A 21,410-nucleotide genomic window follows, 5' to 3' on the forward strand; every position below is an offset into this window, starting at 1 on the left:
GGCGCTACGGCGTCACCGCCTCACCGGAGTCCAGCGCGCAGGAGTCGACCACATCGCCGTCCGCGGGCCTGCCGACCGTCCGGTCCGCGGGCGGCGCGACTCCGCGCTCCACCCATGCGACCAGGGCGTCGAACGCCGAGCGGTAGCAGGGCAGGATCGGCCGCAGCCGGTCCGGATGGGTGTCGTACAGCCCGTCGACGTGCGTGCCGTCCTGCACCGTGTAGTAGCGGTGCATCCGCCCGCGCCCGCTCGCCTCGACCATGCCGGCGTACACATCGGAGTCGACGGACTTGGGCAGCAGCGCGTCCAGATCGCCGTGCAGGGTGATCATCGGCCGCCCGATCCGCCCGGTGAGCGCCACACGCTCCACGGCACGGTGCACGGACGCGGGGCGCGAGGCGTAGTCGTAGGCGGCGTCGGACGGGCACGGCGCGAGGATCTGCTCCGTCGTCGACCCGGCGGAGGGACCGGGGCAGCCCGGGTCGTGGTCCGGGTCGAACTCGGCGCGGTAGATCTTCTGCGTGAGCCCCCAGTAGGCCTTCTCGTGGTACGGCCACAGGAACTCGGAGCCGCGTGCGAAGCCCGCCGCGTACATGTCCTCGTCGGTCGCCCTGCCGTACGTCCGGGCCACCGCCACCGGAAGGGAGAGCAGCGGGTGGCGCCCCTCGGCGGCCCACAGGGTGCCCTCCCAGTCCACCCCGCCGTCGTACAGCTCCGGGCGGTTCTCCAACTGCCAGCGGGTGAGGTAGCCGCCGTTGGAGACGCCGGTCATGTACGTACGGCGCGGGGCGTGCCCGTAGCGCTGGGCCACCGCGCGCCGGACGGCGCGGGTGAGCTGTGTGGTGCGCGCGTTCCACTCGGCGACGGCGTCACCGGGCCGCTTCCCGTCGCGGTGGAAGTCGACACCGCTGTTGCCCTTGTCGGTCGCCGCATAGGCGTAGCCCCGCGCCAGCACCTGGTCGGAGATCGCCTTGTCGGTCGCGTACTGCTTGCGGTTGCCGGGTGCGCCGGTGACGACCAGTCCGCCGTTCCAGCGGTCGGGCAGCCGGATCACGAACTGGGCGTCGTGCCGCCAGCCGTGGGTGTTGTTGAAGCGGGACGAGTCCGGGAAGTAGCCGTCGATCTGCACCCCGGGCACGCCGGACGGCGACCGGGTGGCCGCGGCGGTCAGCCCCGCCTGGTCGGCCATGTCGGTGTACGGCGTACCGGCCAGCCCCGCCGTGGTCAGATCGGCGAGGCAGGCACTGCGCTGATGGGCCGCGCCCGGCACGCGCACGCGTTCCTGGCGCGCGCAGTGACCGTCCCCGGCCGCGCCGGCCGGGGACGGAGCGGTGAGGGCGGCCGCGGCGAGGACGGCGGCGAGCAACGGAACGCCACGGAAGGGGCGCATGACGGCCTCCGAAAGGACGGACAGCGGAAGGGAGACATGGGGTCGATCGCGGAACTGCCCCATGGTGGAGGCCCGCCCTCGCCGTCATCGATGGGTTGGCGCCCTATGGAACGGCGCCCACACGTGGGGTTTCAACACACGCTAACGTCCTTCACTCCGGCCTTTTCGAAGCCGCGTGCACTCAGAGCGGCCGTACGGCCATCCGGTCGAGCGCTTCGAGCAGGCCCGGCAGCTCCGGGCCCCGGCCCACCGGCAGGACCTCGCCGGGTTCGTCGTCGAGCAGGACGAACGCGATGTCGTCCGTCCGGGCCACCAGCGACCAGCCGGGGCCGTCGGCACGCAGGGTGCGCGCGCCGCCCGGGGCGAAGGACGAGCGGACCCGGCCGAGCGGCGGCGGCGAGTCGACGTACGCGCGTGCCTCCGCCAGCACCCGCCGGATCCCGCTGTGCCCCGGCCGCCCGTCCGTCCGGTCGTTCGCTTCCTCCGTCCGGCCCTCCTCCGCGGGCCCCTCCGCGCCGTCGGCAGCCCGGGCCGAGCCGCCCGGTGCCGGGAACGCCGCGTCGTCGACCCGCTCCCGCCAGACCGCCCACTGCAGCGCGATCTCGTCGGCACCCAGCCGGCGCTGGGCCGGTCCCCAGGCCTCGGTGTCCGGCGGGGTCAGCGGGGGCCCGGCCCCGGCGTCCGGACCGGGATCGTGCGGCGCGGGCACGTGCGGCGCCGCGACGGCCACCGCGAGGGGCCAGCCGGGCAGCGCGGCGACGACCGTGCGCTCGTCCGGCGACAGATCGTGCTCCATCCCGCAGTCCCAGGACGCGATCGCGACGGCGACCAGCGAGACGTCGTCCACGACGACGGTCCACCGGGCACCCTCGCCGTCCTGACCGAGCACCAGCCCGTACCCGTCGGCGAGTGGCGGAAGGCCGAGCGCCGCGCACGCCTCCGGATAGTCGTCGCCCAGTACGCTCGGGAACTTCGCCGGCGTCAGCAGCGCCGCCGTGAGCACATAGAGCGCGTCGTCCGCGGCGGCGACGGCTTCCTCGTCCGTCCCGGCCATCCCAGCCTCCCCATCGGTTCGTCCACCGGCGCGCACCCTATGCCGACGCCGAGCCGCTTGTCACGACCCCCGCGGCCATGCCCGGAGCTGCAGGTTTCCGGCCGGACGGGACGAAACGACCACGCTCCGGCGGGCGGTTCAGGCGGCCGGAAGCCCCAGCAGCGCCCGCGCGACCGTCCCCGGGGACTCTCCCCGCTCCCGCGCGAGCGCGGTCACGGCCCGGCACGCCAGCTCGTTCACCCCGAACGACAGCGCCTCCGGCGACACCCAGCCGGCCGCCTCGTCGATCCGGTCCTGATCGTCCTCCGCGCAGGCCGAGACGTACGCCGCGGCGGCCTCGAACAGATTGCGCGGACGCTCCTCCCGTCCGGCCCGCTCCTCCGCGCGCCGGACGCCGGTCATCCTGCTCCCGATCTCCCGAACCCGTCCCCACATGCGGTCCACCCCTTCCCCTGGTGCGGTTGCCGTCGCCGACCGTCCATCTCCTGCCACTCAACGTAGGGTTGCGGTCTCGACGGGAGAAGGGGGCAGTACGGTGCGACGCTTCGAACGGCTGGAACGGATCCGGCGGATGGACCCCTACCGGGAGGCCACGGAAATCTACCGGCTCAGCGCGGCGTACGAGTTCCCCTGGGACTTCACCCGGGCCCTGGAACTGGCCCTCTACCGCACCTACGCCGTTCCCCGGATCGGCCGCCTGCTCGCCGAGACCGCGGAGCTCACCGACCGGTCCCAGAAGCGCTACGACGACACCTCTCTCCTCCTGGACGCCGTTGTCGAGCACGGATTCGGCAGTGCCCGGGGCAGGACCGCGATCCGCCGCATCAACCGGATGCACCACGCCTACGACATCCCCGACGACGACATGCGGTACGTCCTGTGCACGTTCGTGGTGATGCCCAAGCGGTGGATCGACTCCTACGGATGGCGCAGGCTGTCGCGGCACGAGACCGTCGCCAGTGCCGTCCACTACCGGACGCTGGGACGGTACATGGGCATCAAGGAGATCCCCGGGTCCTACGAGGAGTTCGAAAGCTGCCTGGACGCCTACGAAGAGGCCCACTTCGACTGGGACGAGGGCGCGCGGCGGGTCTCGGACGCCACGCTCGACCTCATGACCTCCTGGTATCCGCGCCCGCTCGCCCCCGTACTGCGTACCGCCACGCTCGCGCTGCTCGACGAACCCCTTCTGCACGCCTTCCGCTACACCCCGCCGAGCGCGGCCACCCGTGCGTGGGTGCGCCGCGCGGTACGGCTGCGGGGCCGCGCCGTCCGGCTGCTGCCGCCGCGGTGCGCCCCGCACTTCGCCCGGCAGAACCGGGAGATCAAGAGCTACCCGAACGGCTACCGGTTGGCCGACCTGGGCACCAGCCCCGTGCCGGGACTGCGGGGCTGCCCGGTGCGGCACCCGGACTGAGCGCCCGGCCGCGTGGCCGAGCGCTCAGTCCGCACGGACGGCCAACGCCAGGAAGCGCGTGTCCTCGTCGGCGTACGACGTCATGCGCCACCCCGAACGGGACAGCAGCACGCGGAGATTCGGCTCCGCGCGGAGGTCGTCCGGGGTGAGCGTGCGGCCCTGCCGGGCGGCGAGCGCCGCCCGGCCGATCGGGTGGAACAGCGCGAGCACGCCGCCCGGCCGCACCACCCGCGCGATCTCCCGGAGGTTGCCGGCCGGATCGGGCAGGTGGGCGATCAGACCCGCCGCGAACACGGCGTCCAGCGCGGACGGACGCAGCGGCAGCGCGGCGACGTCGGTCAGCAGCAGTGCCCCGTCGCGGTCCCGTCCGGCCCGTGCCGCCTCCCGCAGCATGGCCGGCGTCAGGTCCGCGCCGAGGACCACGCCCGAGGGCCCCACGGCCGCACGCAGCGGAGGCAGGGCGCGCCCGGTGCCGCAGCCCGCGTCGAGCACCCGGTCCCCCTCGCGCAGCCCGAGCCCGGCGACCGCGGCGGCGTAGGCCGGACCGTCGTCGGGGAAGCGGCGGTCCCAGTCGGCGGCACGCGCGGTGAAGAACTCCTGGACGTGTGTGTGGTCGTCGCTCATGCTCCGCATGATCCCCCACCGGAAAGGGAGACGCCCCCGGCCACGAGACGGCAGCGCCGGCGCTGAAGACACCGGGCGCAGGCGGATTCGGCGTGGGCAGGACCACCCCGGTGGGCGCGGTCGGCGGGATCCGGCCGCCGCGCACCGAGGAACCGCCCGGCGAGGCCGGTCGGTCGGTGGACGACACCGACGGCGTGGACCAGAAGGGCACCACGGCCTGCGCCGTGGACCAGAAGGTCACCGCGGCCGTCGCCATGGACTTCGGGAGCGTCACCTTCCGCTCGGGACTCTCCCCGTATCTCTTCGGCACCCCGGGACAGGACCGTTTCCGGTTCCTGTGGGACGAGCCGGTGCAGGGCGCCATGGGCGCGGTGGTCCTCGCGGACACCCGGCGCCTGGAGGACTGCTTCCCCGCCGTGGACCACTTCGAGCACCGGCGGATCCCGTTCGCCGTCGCGGTCACTGCTTCGCGGGAGCCCGGCGCCCCGGCACGGGGGCCGTCTGCCGCGCGCTCGCCCCGGACGGCGGAACACCCGTCGTGCTGTGCGGCGCACGCGAGCGCGACTCGGGGAAGGAGGTGCTGGTCCGGCTCGTCGAGTACGCCGGACGCGTGCACACCGCCCGGCCGCTCGACCCGGTGGGACGACCTCGGGATCCGGGCTCGCGCCACTGTTCCTCGGTCATCTTCCGCCCCTCGGCCCCCGTCCTCCTTGCCCGGCGCCCGGTCGTGGGGAAGGCTGGCGCGAGGGCCCTCCCGCCAGGAGGGAACAGCACACGGGGAAGACCACGGGGAAGACCAGGGGGAGACACACGACATGGCGCAGAACCAGGGACTCGGCTGGCTGCTGGACGACCTGACCCAACGCGTCGAACACGTACGGCACGCGCTGGTCCTGTCCAACGACGGGCTGGTGACGGGCGCGAGCACGGGGCTGCGACGCGAGGACGCGGAGCACCTCGCCGCCGTCTCGTCCGGACTGCACAGCCTCGCCAAGGGTTCGGGACGGCACTTCGGCGCGGGCGGGGTACGCCAGACGATGATCGAGTTCGACGACGCGGTGCTCTTCGTCACCGCGGCGGGCACCGGCAGCTGTCTGTGCGTACTCAGCGGAGCGGAGGCCGACATCGGCCAGATCGCGTACGAGATGACCTTGCTGGTCAACCGGGTCGGCGAGCACCTGGACGTGGACGCCCGCCAGCCGGAACCCGGCACAGACGTCTGACCTGCGCGTTCGTCCTCCGCTGCGGAGTTATCCACAGGCTTACCACGGAGAGTGACAAAGCGGCTACGGTTTTTCCGGGCGGGCGCACCCGGCGCCGGCCGCCCACACTCCACGGGGGAGGACGAACATGTCCGGACAGCACACCGTCGCGCATGACACCACCGCCACCGCCGAGCGGACCACGGCGGCACGGGAGGTCCGGGTCGGACCGGGCCGCGCGGCACGCGAACTCGGTCTCAAGGGCACCGAGTTCGACCTCGCCGTGCAGCTCGGGCGGATCCGTGCGACCCCCGACGACGGCGGAGGGGGCCTGCGGGTCGACCGGGCCGAGATCGAGCGGCTCCGCGCCGGGCCCGGGTTCCCGGAGGCCCTGCGCCGGAGCGTGCAGGCCGTGGGAACCGCGGAGGGCGCCGCCCTCATCGACGTGACGAAGACCCGTTTCACCCGCCTCGCGAGGCTGGGACTGCTGGTGCCCGTGAAGTTCTACCTGAACCGCTACCGCGCCGTGGTCTGGCTCTATCTGGCCGAGGAACTAAGCCTGTTCGCGGCCGACGACAGGAACACACCCCTGCTGGCGGGGCGCACGCCCGAGAGCCTCAGAAGCCTGCTCGACACCGGCATCGACCTGCGCCCGCGGAACTGGCGCGCCCGGCAGCTGGGCTTCATGCTCCGCCGGGCCGACGACCCCTGGGCGCGCGCCGGGGCCGTGGCGTCGCTGCTCGACCCGCTGCACGTGTCGGAGGCCGTCCCGGACGCCCACGACCGCTCCTACCTCGACCGGTTCCGCCGGCGGCCACCGTTCCACGGCGCGCCCGGCTCACCGGCCGCGGAGCCGGCGGAAGAGCTCATGACCGCCCGGGACCCGGACGAGATCGCCTGGCTGCAGACCGACCTGACCCGGCTGACGGAGGAGGCGCGGGCACACCGGCCGGCGCCCCGTCCCGCTCCCCACCGCCCCGGACCGGCTCGGCGGACGCGGGAAGCCGTGAAGCCGGTACGCGGAACGTCCCGCGGCCTGCTGGGCCGGTGGTGGCGCGGAAACCGGTGACCTACAGGGCCCGGAACAGCCCCTCCTGGACGACGGACACCAGCATCCGGCCCTCCAGATCGTAGATCCGGCCGCGGGCCAGACCCCGCCCGCCCGTGGCGATCGGCGACTCCTGGTCGTACAGGAACCACTCGTCGGCGCGGAACGGACGGTGGAACCACATGGCGTGGTCCAGCGACGCCATGTCGAAGCCGCGCGGCCCCCACAGCGGCTCCACCGGGATCCGCACGGCGTCCAGGAGGGTCATGTCACTGGCGTACGTCAGGGCACAGGTGTGCACCAGCGGATCGTCGCCGAGCGGGCCGACCGCGCGCATCCACACCGCGCTGCGCGGCTCGGCGTCCTTGATGTCGCCGGCGTCCCAGCGCAGCCGGTCCACATAGCGGATGTCGAAGGGCTGGCGGCGCGCCATCCGCTCCAACTGCTCCGGCAACGCGCCCAGATGCTCACGGATCTCATCGGTGACCGTCGGCAGCGACTCGGGGTCCGGGACCTCGCGGGCCGGCGGCAGCTGGTGTTCGAAGCTTCCCTGTTCAGGCTTGTGGAAGGAGGCGGTCAGATTGAAGATCGTGCGGCCCTGCTGCACCGCGGTGACCCGGCGGGTCGTGAACGACCGGCCGTCCCGCACCCGTTCGACCTGGTACACGATCGGCACCCCGGGCCTGCCCGGACGAAGGAAGTACGCGTGCAGGGAGTGCACGGGACGGTCGCCCTCCGTGGTGCGGCCGGCGGCGACCAGGGCCTGGCCGGCCACCTGGCCGCCGAAGACCCGCTGGAGGGACTCCTGCGGACTGCGGCCACGGAATATGTTGACCTCGATCTGCTCCAGGTCGAGCAGGGCGACGAGGCTCTCGGCCGGGTTCGTCATGGGTGGGATTCTCCTGTGCTCACAACTGACCGACGTCGGTGACCCGGACGACCGCACGGCCCTCCGCGTCGGAGGCGGTGAGGTCGACCTCGGCGCTGATGCCCCAGTCGTGGTCGCCGCTGGGGTCGTCGAAGATCTGCCGGACCCGCCACAGCCCGTTCTGCGGCTCCTCCTCGATCAGCAGCAGCTTCGGCCCGCGGGCGTCGGGACCGGTGCCGAGCTCCTCGTGCTCGTCCCAGTACTTGTCCATCGCCTCGCCCCAGGCGTCCGCGTCCCAGCCGCCCTCGGCGTCCAGCTCGCCCAGCTCGTCCACCTGGTCGAGGGCGGCGAGCTCGACCCGGCGGAACATGGCGTTGCGGACCAGGACGCGGAAGGCGCGCGCGTTGGCGGTGACCGGCTTGACCTGGTCGGCTTTCTCCTGCGCCTCCTCGGCGGTCATCTCCTCCGGATTGGCCAGCTGCTCCCACTCGTCCAGCAGGCTGGAGTCGACCTGGCGCACCGTCTCGCCCAGCCAGGCGATCAGATCCTCCAGGTCCTCCGACTTCAGGTCGTCCGGGACGGTGTGCTCCAGCGCCTTGTAGGCGCTCGCGAGGTAGCGCAGCACGATGCCCTCGGTGCGGGCCAGCTCGTAGTGGGACACCAGCTCGGTGAACGACAGCGCCCGCTCGTACATGTCCCGGATCACGGACTTCGGCGACAGCGGATGGTCACCGACCCAGGGATGGCTCTTGCGGTAGGTGTTGTACGCGTGGAAGAGCAGCTCCTCCAGCGGCTTCGGGTAGGTGATGTCCTGGAGGCGCTCCATGCGCTCCTCGTACTCCACCCCGTCGGCCTTCATCGCGGCGACCGCCTCGCCGCGCGCCTTGTTCTGCTGGGCGGCGAGGATCTGGCGCGGATCGTCCAGCGTGGACTCCACGACGGACACCATGTCCAGCGCGTACGACGGCGACTCCGGGTCCAGCAGCTCGAACGCGGCCAGCGCGAACGTGGACAGCGGCTGGTTCAGCGCGAAGTCCTGCTGCAGGTCCACGGTGAGGCGGACGATCCGGCCCTCGGCGTCCGGCCGGTCGAGCTTCTCGACGATGCCGCCGTCCAGCAGCGAGCGGTAGATGGCGATCGCCCGCCGGATGTGCCGCAGCTGCTGCTTGCGCGGCTCGTGGTTGTCCTCCAGCAGCCGCCGCATGGCCTCGAAGGCGTTGCCGGGCCGGGCGATCACCGACAGCAGCATGGTGTGCGTGACCCGGAAGCGGGAGGTCAGCGGCTCCGGCTCGGAGTCGATGAGCTTCTCGAAGGTCTGCTCGCTCCAGGCGACGAAACCCTCGGGCGCCTTCTTGCGCACGACCTTGCGGCGCTTCTTCGGGTCGTCACCGGCCTTGGCCAGCGCCTTCTCGTTCTCGATGACGTGCTCGGGGGCCTGGGCCACCACGAAGCCCTCGGTGTCGAAGCCGGCGCGACCGGCACGGCCCGCGATCTGGTGGAACTCACGGGCCCGCAGCGTGCGCACGCGGTTGCCGTCGTACTTGGTCAGGGCCGTGAACAGCACCGTGCGGATGGGGACGTTGACGCCCACCCCGAGCGTGTCGGTGCCGCAGATGACCTTCAGCAGACCGGCCTGGGCGAGCTTCTCCACCAGCCGCCGGTACTTGGGCAGCATGCCGGCGTGGTGCACGCCGATGCCGTGCCGGACGTAGCGGGACAGATTGCGGCCGAACTTGGTGGTGAAGCGGAAGTTGCCGATCAGCTCGGCGATCTTGTCCTTCTCCTCGCGCGTGCACATGTTGATGCTCATCAGCGCCTGCGCCCGCTCCACCGCCTGCGCCTGCGTGAAGTGCACGATGTAGACCGGCGCCTGCCGGGCCTCGAGCAGATCGGTGAGCGTCTCGGTGAGCGGCGTGTACCGGTACTCGTAGGACAGCGGCACGGGCCGGGTCGCCGAGCGGACCACGGCGGTGGGACGGCCGGTGCGGCGGGTGAGGTCCTTCTCGAAGAAGGAGACGTCGCCGAGCGTCGCCGACATCAGCACGAACTGTGCCTGCGGCAGTTCCAGCAGAGGGATCTGCCAGGCCCAGCCGCGGTCCCCCTCCGCGTAGAAGTGGAACTCGTCCATCACGACCTGGCCCACGTCGGCGTCCTTGCCGTCGCGCAGCGCGATCGACGCCAGCACCTCGGCGGTGCAGCAGATCACCGGGGCGTCGGCGTTGACGGACGCGTCGCCGGTGAGCATGCCGACGTTCTCCGTGCCGAAGACCTTGCACAGCTCGAAGAACTTCTCCGACACCAGCGCCTTGATGGGCGCCGTGTAGAAGGTGACCTCGTCGCGCGCCAGGGCGGCGAAGTGGGCGCCCGCCGCGATCATGCTCTTGCCGGAGCCCGTGGGCGTCGACACGATCACGTTCGCCCCGGAGACCGCCTCGATCAGCGCCTCCTCCTGGTGGGGATAGAGCGTGAGACCGCGTTCCCGGGCCCACGACTCGAAGGCTTCGTAGAGTGCGTCGGGGTCGGCGGTCGGCGGCAGCTGATCGATGAGGGTCACGCCCCCATCTTGCCTGCCCGCCCGGCCGATGGGGGAATCGGCTGCGGGCGGGAAGATCGCGAACGCTACGCTGTGTGGCCGGCGGGGCGTCAAGGCACCGGGTCAACCGGCCGGTGGCGAACGAGGAATGGGGCGGGCAACGGCGATGATGGGACCAGCACACTCACTGTCGGGCGCCGCGGCCTGGCTCGGGGTCGGCGCGGCGACGGCCGCGGCCGGACACGCCATGCCCTGGCCGGTCCTCCTGGCCGGTGCCCTGATCTGCGCCGGCGCCGCGCTCGCCCCGGACCTGGACCACAAGGCGGCCACCATCTCGCGGGCCTTCGGGCCCCTGTCCCGCTGGCTGTGCGAGATCGTCGACAAGCTGTCCTACGCCGTCTACAAGGCCACCAAGAAGCAGGGCGACCCGCGCCGCTCCGGCGGGCACCGCACGCTCACGCACACGTGGCTGTGGGCCGTCCTGATCGGTGCGGGCACCGCGGTCCTCGCGATCACGGGCGGCCGCTGGGCGGTGCTGGCCATCCTCTTCGCGCACATGGTGCTGGCCATCGAGGGCCTGCTGTGGCGGGCGACGCGAGGCTCCAGCAGCGACGTCCTGGTGTGGCTGCTGGCGGCGACCAGCGCCTGGATCCTCGCGGGGGTGCTGGACGAGCCGGGCAACGGCTCGGACTGGCTGTTCACCGCGCCGGGCCAGGAGTACCTGTGGCTGGGGCTGCCGGTCGTGCTGGGCGCGCTGGTGCACGACATCGGGGACGCGCTGACCGTCTCCGGCTGCCCGATCCTGTGGCCGATACCGGTGGGTCGCAAGCGCTGGTACCCGATCGGCCCGCCGAGGGCGATGCGGTTCCGGGCGGGCAGCTGGGTGGAGCTGAAGGTGCTGATGCCCGTGTTCATGCTGCTGGGCGGAGTGGGCTGCGCGGCGGCGCTCAACGTGATCTGAGGAACGCGCCCGTCCGGGACTCAGCCCGAGCCCTCACCGCCGTACCGGCGCTCGAAGCGGGCGACGCGGCCCTCCGTGTCCACGGTCCTGGCCCTGCCCGTGTAGAACGGGTGGCTCTCCGAGGAGATCTCCACCTCCACCACCGGGTAGGTCTCGCCGTCGTCCCACTCGATGGTCCGGTCGCTGGTCGCGGTGGACCGGGTGAGGAAGGCGTAACCGGCGGCACGGTCACGGAAGACGACCGGGTGGTAGTCGGGGTGCTTGTCCTGCTGCATGGATGCTCCTCGGGGTCAGCCCGGCAGGTTGTCCTCGTCGACGACGTGCATCGCGGCCTCTTCGGCGGTGGCGGCCGCGCCGTCGATGCCGACGTCCATGGCGACCAGGGCCTCCTCCTCGTCCTCGTGCGCCCCTTCGTCGGGGGCCACGAGCCGGCCGGAGCGTGCGGCGCCCACCTCGTTGTCCAGGAGTTCCCCGTCGGTGTCCTGGGAATCGCCCAGGCCGTCGCCGTCGGGTGCGGGGGAGTCGGGCTGCTCCTCGGCGAGCCGCTGTTCCAGCGTCTCGCCCCGCTGGCGTTCCCCGGCCGTCACGCCGGTGTGCTCCACCGCCCAGGGACGTTCCGGCGGGGACCAGCCCCGGTCGAGGGGGTCGTCGACACCGTCGTACTCGAGGGTGTCCTCCGCGTCGAGCAGCCCGGTGTCCTCCCTCTGCTCGGAACCGTCGGGCTGGTAGACGTCGTCTCCCCATCCGTCGGCGCTGTTCACAGGTACCTCCAGGGGGTGAGGACGGGCCCCTTCTCACCGCGGACCGCGGCGGGTCGCCGTTGCACGGGGCACCGGCGCCGTCCGTGCCCGGTCCGCCGGGCCCCGGGCGTCCCCGAGCCGGTGCCTGACTCCAGCCTTCCACCGGAGCTCCCCACCGCGCAACGGCACACCACCGGCGTGCGGCGCGCCCGGGACTCCCGCCCTGCCCGGCACCCTCGCCGCTGCCCCGGCCCGCGTCCCGGAACCGTCCCCGGGCCCGCGGCCCCGCACGGGCACGGTCGCCGGCGCGGGCCGTGTTCCCCGGCCCCACCGCTGCCGTGGGCGTCGCACGTCCCGGGCCGGCGGCCGGGCGGCGGTACGGCCCCGCGCCGCCGGCCCGGGCAGCGGGATTCCGGGCCGGCCCGGGGCACCGCGGCGGATCCGAGGGGACCTCGCCCGCGGGCCCGCTCCCGCCCGGGCGGTGCGGGCTCAGCCGTGCCAGGAGCGCCACAGTGCCGCGTACGCTCCGCCCGCCGCGACCAGATCGTCGTGGCTGCCCAGTTCGCTGATGCGGCCGTCCTCCACGACGGCGATGACGTCCGCGTCGTGGGCGGTGTGCAGGCGGTGGGCGATGGCGATGACGGTCCTGCCGTCCAGGACACGGGCCAGGGAGCGTTCCAGGTGCCGTGCCGCGCGCGGGTCGAGCAGCGAGGTCGCCTCGTCCAGGACCAGTGTGTGCGGGTCGGCCAGCACCAGCCGGGCCAGCGCGATCTGCTGGGCCTGGGCCGGGGTGAGCGCGAACCCGCCGGAGCCGACCTCGGTGTCCAGGCCCTCGTCCAGGGCACGGGCCCAGCCGTCCGCGTCGACCGCCCCGAGCGCCGCCCACAGTTCGGCGTCCTCCGCGTTCGTCCTGGCGAGCCGCAGATTGTCGCGCAGGGAGCCCACGAAGACGTGGTGCTCCTGGTTGACCAGGGCCACGTGCTCCCGGACCCGTTCCGCGGTCATCCGCGACAGCTCGGCGTCGCCCAGGGTGACCCGCCCGTCCCGGGGCGCGTAGATCCCGGCGAGCAGCCGACCCAGGGTGGACTTGCCCGCGCCCGAGGGACCGACCAGTGCCAGCCTGGTCCCGGGGGCGACCTGGAGGGACACCTCGCGCAGCACGTCGACGCCCTCGCGGTAGCCGAAGTGCACCCGGTCCGCGTGCACCCGGCGCCCGTCGGGGGCGAGCGCGGCGTCACCGGCGTCGGGCTCGATGTCCCGGACCCCGACCAGCCGGGCCAGCGACACCTGTGCCACCTGCAGCTCGTCGTACCAGCGCAGGATCAGTCCCACCGGGTCGACGAGCATCTGTGCGATCAACGCGCCCGTGGTCAGCTGGCCGACGCCGATCCAGCCCTGCAGGACGAACACCCCGCCGATCATCAGCACCGAGCCGAGCACGGTGACGTGGGTGATGTTGACGACGGGGAAGAGCACCGACCGCAGCCAGAGGGTGTAGCGCTCCCAGGCCGTCCACTCCTTGACCCGCTGGTCCGACAGCGCCACACGACGCGCGCCGAGGCGGTGCGCCTCCACGGTCCGCCCCGCGTCCACGGTCTCGGTGAGCGCGGCGGCCACGGCGGCGTACCCGGCGGCCTCCGAACGGTAGGCGGCCGGCGCCCGCCGGAAGTACCAGCGGCAGCCGACCACCAGCAGCGGTACGGCGAGCAGCACGGCCGGCGCCAGCTCGGGCGCCGTGACGACCAGTCCGCCCAGCAGCAGCGCCGCCCACACCACGCCGATGGCCAGCTGGGGCACGGCCTCGCGCATGGCGTTGCCGAGCCGGTCGATGTCGGTCGTGATCCGCGACAGCAGATCACCCGTGCCCGCCCGTTCCAGCACCCCCGGCGGCAGCCCGACCGACCGGACCAGGAAGTCCTCGCGCAGATCGGCCAGCATCCGCTCGCCGAGCATCGCCCCGCGCAGCCGTACCTGCCGGACGAACACCGCCTGGAGGGCCAGCGCGAGCACGAACAGCGTGACCGTGAGCTCCAGATGCAGCTCCCGCTCCCGGTCCGAGACCCGTTCCACCAGTCCGCCCAGCAGATACGGGCCCACCATCGAGGCGAGCACGGCGACCGTGTTCACGGTGATCAGCAGCACGAAGGCCCGGCGGTGCCTGCGCAGCAGCTCGCCCACGTAGGCGCGGACGGTCGCGGGCGCCCCCACGGGCAGCGTGGCGGCCGTGGTCGGGGCCGCCGGGTCGTAGGCCGGTGGCGCCACGCCGATCATGCTGTCTCCTCGATCTCTTCCAGCTGTTCCAGTCGGTGCAGGACCTCGTCCTCGCGCAGGACGCCGTCCTTGTCCAAGACGCCGTCCTTGTCCAGGGCCTCGGCCGGCGCGGCCTCGTCCTCGGTCTCGCGCGTCACCACGGCCCGGTACCGGGGCTCGGTGCGCACCAGTTCGCGGTGGTCGCCGGTCGCCGCGACGGTGTCGCCGTGCAGGAACACCACCCGGTCGGCGCGGTCCAGCAGCAGCGGGGACGAGGTGAACACCACGGTGGTGCGCCGCGCCCGCAGGTCCCGCACGCCCTGGGCGACGCGGGCCTCGGTGTGCGAGTCGACGGCCGAGGTCGGCTCGTCCAGGACGAGCACCTCCGGGTCCGTGACCAGCGACCGGGCCAGCGCGAGCCGCTGGCGCTGCCCGCCTGACAGGGACCGTCCGCGCTCGGTGATCCGCGCGTCCATCGGATCCGCGGCGTCCACCGAGCCCTGCACCAGCGCCGCCAGCACGTCCCCGCACTGCGCGGCGTCCAGTGCGTCGCGTGGGTCGACCGCACCGGACGCCGGCACGTCGAGCAGCTCGCGCAGGGTGCCGGAGAGCAGCACCGGATCCTTGTCCTGCACGAGGACGGCCCGGCGGGCGGAGTCCAGCGGCAGTTCGTCGAGCGGCACCCCGCCGAGCAGCACCGAGGTGCCCCGCTCGGAGGCGTGTCCGCCGAGCCGTTCGGCCAGCCGTCCCGCCGCGTCCGGGTCCCCGCACACCACGGCGGTGAGCCGGCCCGCGGGGGCGAGCAGACCGGTCGCCGGGTCGTACAGGTCGCCGGACGGGTTCCCGGCGTCGCGCGACCCCGCGGTGTCCGTGGCCCGCTCCAGCGACAGCACACGCGCGGCACGCTTCGCCGAGGGGCGCGAGAAGGAGTACGCCATCGCGATCTCCTCGAAGTGCCGCAGCGGGTAGGTGAGCACCATGACCGAGCTGTAGACGGTGACCAGTTCACCGACGGTGATCCGGCCCTCGCGGGCGAGATGGACGCCGTACCAGACCACCGTGATCAGGAGGATCCCCGGCAGCATCACCTGGATCGCGGAGATCAGGGCCCACATCCTGGCGCTGCGCACGGCGGCGTGGCGGACCTCCTGAGAGGCGCGGCGGTAGCGGTCGAGGAACAGTTCCTCGCCGCCGATGCCGCGCAGCACGCGCAGTCCGGCGACGGTGTCCGAGGCGAGTTCGGTGGCCCGGCCGGCCTTCTCGCGCTGGACGTCCGCCCGCCGGGTGGCGCGGGGCAGCAGCGGCAGAACCGCGATCGCCAGCACCGGCAGTCCCACGGCGACGACGACCCCCAGCGCCGGCTGGTAGACGACCAGGCCGACGCAGACCAGCACGATGGTGACCGCCGCCGCGGTGAACCGCGACAGGGCCTCCACGAACCACCCGATCTTCTCGACGTCACCGGTGGAGACCGCCACGACCTCCCCGGCGGCGACCCGCCGGGTCAGCGCGGAGCCCAGCGTCGCCGCCTTGCGGGCCAGCAGCTGCTGGACGCGGGCCGCCGCGGTGATCCAGTTGGTGACGGCGGCGCGGTGCAGGAAGGTGTCGCCGACCGCGTTGCCCGCGCAGGCCAGCGCCAGCAGGCCGCCGGCCAGCGCGAGCCGGCCGCCGGAGCGGTCGACCGCGGCCTGGACGGCGACGCCGACGCAGAACGGCAGCGAGGCCACGGAGGCGAAGTGCAGCAGGCCCCAGGCCAGCGACTTGAGCTGCCCGGACAGTTGGTTCCGGAAGAGCCACCAGAGGAAACGGGGACCCGAGCGCGCGTCGGGCACCCCCGGGTCGGGGAACGGAAGGTCTTGGATCTGCATGACGTCCCAGTGGCTCGGATCAGGGGGAGGCGGAAACGGGAGAAAAAGGTGGAGGGGTGTGCGGGCGCGGCCGCGCGCCGTCCGAGGACGGCGGCAGCAAACCGTGACAGGTTGACCCCGCTACGTGCCGGGAGGCAAACGGTTTTCCACACGACCGCACAGAACCGGCGGTCCGGGCGGCCGGCACCGCCGTACCGTCACGTCACACGGGTCGTCCGGACGCATCGCCGCACCGCGCGGGGACCGTCCCGTCGATCAGGGTGTCCAGCAACTCGCCCAGCGCCTCGCGCTGCGCCTCCCCCAGCGGGGCCAGGATCTCCTCGGCGGCGGACCGGCGCGCGGCGCGCAGCTCCCGCAGGGCCGCGCGCCCGTCGTCGGTGAGCTCGATCCGGATCACCCGCCGATTGGCCGGATCCGGTACCCGCCGCACCTTGTCGTTCGCCTCCAGTCCGTCGACCAGTGTGGTGACGGCGCGGGGGACCACCTCCAGCCGCTCGGCCAGATCGGCCATGCGGGGCGGTGAACCGTAGTGCGCGAGGGTGCGCAGCAGCCGTGACTGGGCAGGGGTGATGCCGAGCTCGCGCCGCTCCAGATGGCGCTTCTGGATGCGGTGCACCCGGCGGGTGAGCCGCAGCAGCTGCTCGGCCAGCAGGCCGTCGGGGTCGGGGGCGGTCATGCGGGAACAGTATCAGGATGCCGTTCACTGTGAGCATAGGTAACAATGAACGGGTTCCACTCGCCCCGGGGCACCTCCCGGGCGTCCGACCTTAAGGAGACCATGCATCCCGACCACGAACCCGACTGGACCCCGCCTGCCGACGCCGAGGAGCAACCCCGGCAGGTGCGGCGCATCCTGAAGCTCTTCCGTCCCTACCGGGGCCGCCTCGCGATCGTCGGCCTGCTCGTCGGCGCCGCCTCGCTGGTCTCGGTGGCCACCCCGTTCCTGCTGAAGGCGATCCTCGACGTCGCCATCCCCGAGGGCCGCACCGGACTGCTCAGCCTGCTCGCGCTCGGCATGATCCTCAGCGCCGTCCTCACCAGCGTCTTCGGCGTGCTGCAGACCCTGATCTCGACCACCGTCGGCCAGCGCGTGATGCACGACCTGCGCACCGCCGTCTACGGCCGGCTCCAGCGCATGTCGCTCGCCTTCTTCACCCGCACCCGCACCGGCGAGGTCCAGTCCCGCATCGCCAACGACATCGGCGGCATGCAGGCCACCGTGACCTCCACGGCGACGTCCCTGGTCTCCAACCTCACCAGCGTGGTCGCCACCGTCGTCGCGATGCTGGTGCTCGACTGGCGGCTGACCGTCGTGACGCTGGTCCTGCTCCCGGTGTTCGTCTGGATCAGCCGCCGCGTCGGCGACGAACGCAAGAGGATCACCACCCGGCGCCAGAAGCAGATGGCGGTGATGGCCGCCACGGTCACCGAGTCGCTCTCGGTCAGCGGCATCCTGCTCGGCCGCACCATGGGCCGCTCCGACTCGCTGACCGGAGCCTTCTCGGACGAGTCGGAGCGTCTGGTCGACCTGGAGGTCCGGTCGAACATGGCCGGCCGCTGGCGCATGGCCGTCATCACGATCGTCATGTCGGCCATGCCGGCGATCATCTACTGGACGGCCGGCATCGCCCTGCAGACGGGCGGCCCCGAGGTCTCCATCGGCACCATCGTCGCCTTCGTCTCGCTCCAGCAGGGCCTGTTCCGCCCGGCGGTGAGCCTGCTGTCCACCGGTGTCCAGATCCAGACGTCGCTCGCGCTCTTCCAGCGCATCTTCGAGTACCTCGACCTCCCGGTCGACATCACCGAGCGCGCGGACCCGGTCCACCTCGACCGGATCAAGGGCGAGGTCCGCTTCGAGGGCGTCACCTTCGGCTACGACGACAAGAGCGGCCCCGTCCTCGACGGCATCGACATCACCGTCCCCCCGGGCGGCAGCCTCGCCGTGGTCGGCCCCACCGGCGCCGGCAAGTCCACCCTCGGTCACCTCGTGCCGCGGCTGTACGACGTGACGGGCGGCCGGGTCACCCTCGACGGCGTCGACGTCCGCGACCTCGACTTCGACACGCTGGCCCGCGCGGTGGGCGTCGTCTCCCAGGAGACGTACCTCTTCCATGCCTCGGTCGCGGACAACCTGCGCTTCGCCAAGCCGGACGCCACCGACGAGGAGCTGCACGCGGCGGCGCGGGCCGCCCAGATCCACGACCACATCGCCGCCCTGCCCGACGGGTACGACACGGTGGTCGGCGAGCGCGGTCACCGCTTCTCCGGTGGTGAGAAGCAGCGCCTGGCGATCGCCCGGACCATCCTGCGCGACCCGCCGGTCCTGGTGCTCGACGAGGCCACCAGCGCCCTGGACACCCGTACCGAGGCCGCCGTCCAGGAGGCCATCGACGCGCTGTCGGCCGACCGCACCACGGTCACCATCGCCCACCGGCTGTCCACCGTCCGGAGCGCCGACCAGATCGTGGTCCTCGACTCCGGTCGCGCGGTCGAACGCGGTACGCACGAAGAGCTGCTGGAGCGCGGCGGGCGCTATGCGGCCCTCGTGCGCCGGGACGTCCGACTGGAACCGACAAAATGAAGATATGCCGGGTTTGTCCCGATGTGCGGGTTACCGTGCCCGCATGCAGACGAACACTCCGTCACGGAGCACGATCCGACTGACGCGCCGGGGCCGTCTCGTCCTCGCGGTGCTCGGGGCCGTCGTGGCCGGCACCGCCGTGGCGGTGCCGCTGCTGATCATGAACGGCGGTGACGACTCCCGCCCCACGACCCTGGTGGTCCCGGAGGGCTGGCGCGCGAGCCAGGTGTACGCCGCCGTCGACGAGGTCCTCGACCTGCCCGCCGGCACCACGAAGAAGTCCCTCGCCAAGGCGGACCTGAAGCTGCCCCACGAGGCCGGGGGCAACCCGGAGGGCTACCTCTTCCCTACGACCTATCCGCTCGGGGAGAAGGCGACTCCCCAGAAGCTGCTGTCCCGCATGGTCGACACCGCCGACAAGAAGTTCAACGGAGCCCCGATCGCCGCCGGTGCGCAGCGCAACGCGATGAACGTCTACCAGGCGGTCACCGTCGCGAGCATCGTCCAGGCGGAGGCACCCACCAAGGCCGACATGGGCAAGGTGGCCCGGGTGATCTTCAACCGGCTGGAGCGCGGGATGCCGCTCCAGATGGACTCCACCGTCGACTACGCCCTCAACCGCGGGGCGCCGCGCACGACGGCCGTCGACACCGAGGTCGACAGCCCCTACAACTCCTACCGGCGCATGGGGCTGCCCCCGACCCCGATCGACAACCCCGGCGAGGACGCGGTGCGCGCCGCGATCAACCCGGCCCCGGGCGACTGGCTCTACTTCGTCACCGTCAGACCGGGTGACACCCGCTTCACGGCCGACCACGCGGAACACCAGCGCAACGTCGCCGAGTCCGACGCCGAACGGAAGAAGGCGAGCGGGAAGACGAGCGCACCGTCCAGGAAGTGAGCGGCCGGCCCCCGGCCGTCACGCCGCGGCCCGCTCCTCCCGCGCCAGCAGCCGCCTGATGTCCCGTACCGCCGCGCGTCCGGCCCGGTTGGCGCCGATGGTGCTCGCCGAGGGGCCGTAGCCGACCAGATGGATCCGCGGGTCGGCGACCGCCCGCGTCCCCTCGACCCTGATCCCGCCCCCCGGCTCCCGCAGCCGCAGCGGGGCGAGATGCCCGACGGCCGGCCGGAAACCGGTCGCCCACAGGATGACGTCGGCCACCACCCGCCGCCCGTCCGCCCACTCCACACCGTCGGGCGTGATCCGCTCGAACATGGGCTGCCGGTCGAGCACACCGTCGGCCAGACCCCGGCGGATCGCGTCGTTGAGCGGCAGCCCCGTCACCGAGACGACACTGCGCGGCGGCAGCCCCTGCCGCACCCGCTCCTCGACGAGCGCCACGGCCGCCCGGCCCGCCTCCTCGTCGAAGGGGCCCTCACGGAAGACCGGGGGCCGCCGGGTCACCCAGGTCGTGGCCGCCGCGTACGGCGCGATCTCCAGCAGGTGCTGGGTCCCCGACGCGCCGCCGCCCACCACGACCACCCGCTGCCCGGCGAACGCCTCCGGCCCCGGGTACCGCGCCGTGTGCAACTGCCGCCCCCGGAAGGTCTCCCGGCCCGGATAGCGCGGCCAGAACGGCCGGTCCCAGGTGCCGGTGGCGCTGATCAGCGCCCGCGCCGACCAGTCGCCGTCCGAGGTCTCCACCAGCAGCCGTCCGCCGGACCCCTCCCGCACCGCCCGCACGTCCACCGGACGCCGTACCCGCAGGTCGAAGGTCCGCTCGTAGCGGTCGAAGTACTCGCTGATCACCTCGGAGGAGGCCCGCGCCGGATCGGCGCCGTCGAGCTCCATGCCGGGCAGCGCGTGCATCCCGTGCACCTTGCCGTACGTCAGCGACGGCCAGCGGAACTGCCAGGCGCCGCCGGGACCGGGGGAGTGGTCCAGCACCACGAAGCCGCGGTCCGGCTCGAAACCGGCCCGCCGCAGGTGATGGGCGCTCGACAGCCCGGCCTGCCCGGCGCCTATGACGACCACCTCGACCTCGCGCATGTCGTTCACGTTTCCACCAACCGTGCGGAGGTCGTGGATCTTCCCGCCGACGCTCCCCCGGGAAGCCGGGCGCATGGGCCAGGATGGAGCCCATGTCCGATGCCTTCACCACCCGAGTCCTGAACATCGCCACCGGCTCCGAGGAGAGGGTCGCCGACATCACCGGCGACTGCGAAGCCTTCCTGCGGGAGACGGCGGCCGGCCGGGACGGCCTGCTGAACATCTTCGTGCCGCACGCCACGGCCGGGATCGCCGTCATCGAGACCGGCGCCGGCAGCGACGACGACCTCCTGTCCGCCCTGCACACCCTGCTGCCCGCCGACGACCGCTGGCAGCACCGCCACGGCAGCCCCGGCCACGGCCGCGACCACGTCCTGCCCGCCTTCGTCCCGCCCCACGCGACGCTCCCGGTGGTGGACGGACGGCTGGAACTGGGCACCTGGCAGTCGGTGTGCCTGGTCGACACAAATCGCGACAATGCAAACCGTCAGGTCCGTCTGTCGTTCCTCGGGTAGCTCCACGGCTTTCGTCACCGCACGAGTGGTTTCGGATGAGCCGAACGAGCGGGTGCGCCTGCGCCGGCGGCGTCACTGGACGGGATCGACCGGTTGGCGGACCCGGGCGCGGGCAGGCGATGCGTCAGCCGCCACCGGGTGGTGTCCTGGTTCGTCGCCTTCCCCGTCCGATGGTCTCCTCGCGACATGCGTTCCAGGTCCGGCTCGATCGCGTAGTCCTCGAGTGTCAGGAACACACGGTTGAGAGAAGACGGGCGAGCGGCTCACGGATCCGTTCGCCGTTCGCCTGTGAGGTCCGCTGGTTCTCCCACCAGCCGCGTGCGAACTCAGGAGCACTGCATGAGCCTTGTGCGAATGCGTCGAGAAGCG

General features: G+C 72.8%; 19 protein-coding genes and 1 pseudogene. 8 read left to right on the forward strand and 12 right to left on the reverse strand.

Features of this window, described 5'->3' with window-relative positions:
- Window positions 1–4: 4 nt before the first annotated feature.
- The 3 genes from AB0A94_RS19525 to AB0A94_RS19535 all read right to left on the reverse strand — a co-directional run bounded on the left by AB0A94_RS19525 (window position 5) and on the right by AB0A94_RS19535 (window position 2,879).
- Window positions 5–1,390, reverse strand: coding sequence for a tannase/feruloyl esterase family alpha/beta hydrolase (locus AB0A94_RS19525; protein WP_361745837.1), 1,386 nt, complete (start codon window positions 1,388–1,390; stop codon window positions 5–7).
- A 181-nt stretch (window positions 1,391–1,571) separates the two neighbouring features.
- On the reverse strand, window positions 1,572–2,444 hold the full coding sequence (locus tag AB0A94_RS19530; RefSeq protein ID WP_361745839.1) for a hypothetical protein: 873 nt from the start codon (window positions 2,442–2,444) through the stop codon (window positions 1,572–1,574).
- A gap of 138 nt (window positions 2,445–2,582) precedes the next feature.
- Entirely contained in the window at window positions 2,583–2,879 is a 297-nt protein-coding gene (locus AB0A94_RS19535) for a hypothetical protein (RefSeq protein WP_361745841.1), read from the reverse strand.
- A gap of 100 nt (window positions 2,880–2,979) precedes the next feature.
- Between AB0A94_RS19535 and AB0A94_RS19540 the strand changes: the two genes are divergently transcribed.
- The gene (locus AB0A94_RS19540; RefSeq protein ID WP_361745843.1) at window positions 2,980–3,861 is read left to right on the forward strand and encodes an oxygenase MpaB family protein; all 882 of its coding nucleotides are present in this window, start codon (window positions 2,980–2,982) and stop codon (window positions 3,859–3,861) included.
- A 24-nt stretch (window positions 3,862–3,885) separates the two neighbouring features.
- On the opposite strand, the gene AB0A94_RS19545 is transcribed toward AB0A94_RS19540, so the two are convergent.
- Window positions 3,886–4,485, reverse strand: coding sequence for a class I SAM-dependent methyltransferase (locus AB0A94_RS19545; RefSeq protein ID WP_361745845.1), 600 nt, complete (start codon window positions 4,483–4,485; stop codon window positions 3,886–3,888).
- 62 nt (window positions 4,486–4,547) lie between these two features.
- Between AB0A94_RS19545 and AB0A94_RS19550 the strand changes: the two are divergent.
- The 3 genes and pseudogenes from AB0A94_RS19550 to AB0A94_RS19560 form a co-directional block, all read left to right on the forward strand.
- A pseudogene (locus AB0A94_RS19550) lies at window positions 4,548–5,128 on the forward strand (ATP/GTP-binding protein); the annotation flags it as partial.
- A 172-nt stretch (window positions 5,129–5,300) separates the two neighbouring features.
- Window positions 5,301–5,708: a roadblock/LC7 domain-containing protein gene (locus AB0A94_RS19555; protein ID WP_361745847.1), complete on the forward strand. Its 408-nt coding sequence runs from the start codon at window positions 5,301–5,303 to the stop codon at window positions 5,706–5,708.
- A 127-nt stretch (window positions 5,709–5,835) separates the two neighbouring features.
- Window positions 5,836–6,756 (forward strand): DUF6397 family protein, encoded by a 921-nt coding sequence (locus AB0A94_RS19560; protein ID WP_361745849.1) that lies wholly within the window; start codon window positions 5,836–5,838, stop codon window positions 6,754–6,756.
- Window position 6,757: 1 nt separating this feature from the next.
- Here the strand turns inward: AB0A94_RS19560 and AB0A94_RS19565 are convergent, their stop codons facing one another.
- Both AB0A94_RS19565 and AB0A94_RS19570 read right to left on the reverse strand, forming a co-directional pair.
- Window positions 6,758–7,624: an acyl-CoA thioesterase II gene (locus AB0A94_RS19565; protein WP_361745851.1), complete on the reverse strand. Its 867-nt coding sequence runs from the start codon at window positions 7,622–7,624 to the stop codon at window positions 6,758–6,760.
- Window positions 7,625–7,643: 19 nt separating this feature from the next.
- A complete protein-coding gene (locus tag AB0A94_RS19570) occupies window positions 7,644–10,157 on the reverse strand; it encodes a DUF3516 domain-containing protein (RefSeq protein ID WP_361745853.1) in 2,514 nt (837 codons plus the stop codon).
- 145 nt (window positions 10,158–10,302) lie between these two features.
- Here AB0A94_RS19570 and AB0A94_RS19575 point away from each other — a divergent pair, with 145 nt between their 5' ends.
- Window positions 10,303–11,097: a metal-dependent hydrolase gene (locus AB0A94_RS19575; protein ID WP_361745854.1), complete on the forward strand. Its 795-nt coding sequence runs from the start codon at window positions 10,303–10,305 to the stop codon at window positions 11,095–11,097.
- 20 nt (window positions 11,098–11,117) lie between these two features.
- Here the strand turns inward: AB0A94_RS19575 and AB0A94_RS19580 are convergent, their stop codons facing one another.
- The 5 genes from AB0A94_RS19580 to AB0A94_RS19600 form a co-directional block, all read right to left on the reverse strand.
- Window positions 11,118–11,372, reverse strand: coding sequence for a type B 50S ribosomal protein L31 (locus tag AB0A94_RS19580; RefSeq protein WP_073934726.1), 255 nt, complete (start codon window positions 11,370–11,372; stop codon window positions 11,118–11,120).
- Between the two features lie 15 nt (window positions 11,373–11,387).
- Complete coding sequence (locus AB0A94_RS19585; protein ID WP_361745856.1) at window positions 11,388–11,858, reverse strand: DUF5709 domain-containing protein; 471 nt, start codon at window positions 11,856–11,858, stop codon at window positions 11,388–11,390.
- 468 nt (window positions 11,859–12,326) lie between these two features.
- Window positions 12,327–14,108, reverse strand: a complete 1,782-nt coding sequence (locus tag AB0A94_RS19590) for an ABC transporter ATP-binding protein (RefSeq protein WP_361745858.1) — start codon at window positions 14,106–14,108, stop codon at window positions 12,327–12,329.
- Complete coding sequence (locus AB0A94_RS19595; protein WP_361745860.1) at window positions 14,105–15,955, reverse strand: ABC transporter ATP-binding protein; 1,851 nt, start codon at window positions 15,953–15,955, stop codon at window positions 14,105–14,107. The genes AB0A94_RS19590 and AB0A94_RS19595 overlap by 4 nt, the downstream gene beginning before the upstream one ends.
- A gap of 202 nt (window positions 15,956–16,157) precedes the next feature.
- Window positions 16,158–16,631 (reverse strand): MarR family transcriptional regulator, encoded by a 474-nt coding sequence (locus tag AB0A94_RS19600; RefSeq protein ID WP_361745862.1) that lies wholly within the window; start codon window positions 16,629–16,631, stop codon window positions 16,158–16,160.
- Window positions 16,632–16,733: 102 nt separating this feature from the next.
- Between AB0A94_RS19600 and AB0A94_RS19605 the strand changes: the two genes are divergently transcribed.
- Window positions 16,734–18,536 carry an ABC transporter ATP-binding protein gene (locus AB0A94_RS19605; protein ID WP_361745864.1) on the forward strand — a complete coding sequence of 601 codons (1,803 nt, stop codon included), beginning with the start codon at window positions 16,734–16,736 and terminating at the stop codon, window positions 18,534–18,536.
- A 43-nt stretch (window positions 18,537–18,579) separates the two neighbouring features.
- Window positions 18,580–19,437 (forward strand): endolytic transglycosylase MltG, encoded by an 858-nt coding sequence (gene mltG, locus AB0A94_RS19610; protein WP_361745866.1) that lies wholly within the window; start codon window positions 18,580–18,582, stop codon window positions 19,435–19,437.
- A gap of 18 nt (window positions 19,438–19,455) precedes the next feature.
- On the opposite strand, the gene AB0A94_RS19615 is transcribed toward mltG, so the two are convergent.
- Complete coding sequence (locus AB0A94_RS19615; RefSeq protein WP_361745868.1) at window positions 19,456–20,535, reverse strand: NAD(P)-binding domain-containing protein; 1,080 nt, start codon at window positions 20,533–20,535, stop codon at window positions 19,456–19,458.
- 83 nt (window positions 20,536–20,618) lie between these two features.
- Here AB0A94_RS19615 and AB0A94_RS19620 point away from each other — a divergent pair, with 83 nt between their 5' ends.
- On the forward strand, window positions 20,619–21,041 hold the full coding sequence (locus AB0A94_RS19620; protein WP_361745870.1) for a secondary thiamine-phosphate synthase enzyme YjbQ: 423 nt from the start codon (window positions 20,619–20,621) through the stop codon (window positions 21,039–21,041).
- Window positions 21,042–21,410 lie beyond the last annotated feature (369 nt).

This window comes from Streptomyces sp. NPDC044984 (assembly GCF_040646935.1).
GTDB lineage: Bacteria > Actinomycetota > Actinomycetes > Streptomycetales > Streptomycetaceae > Streptomyces.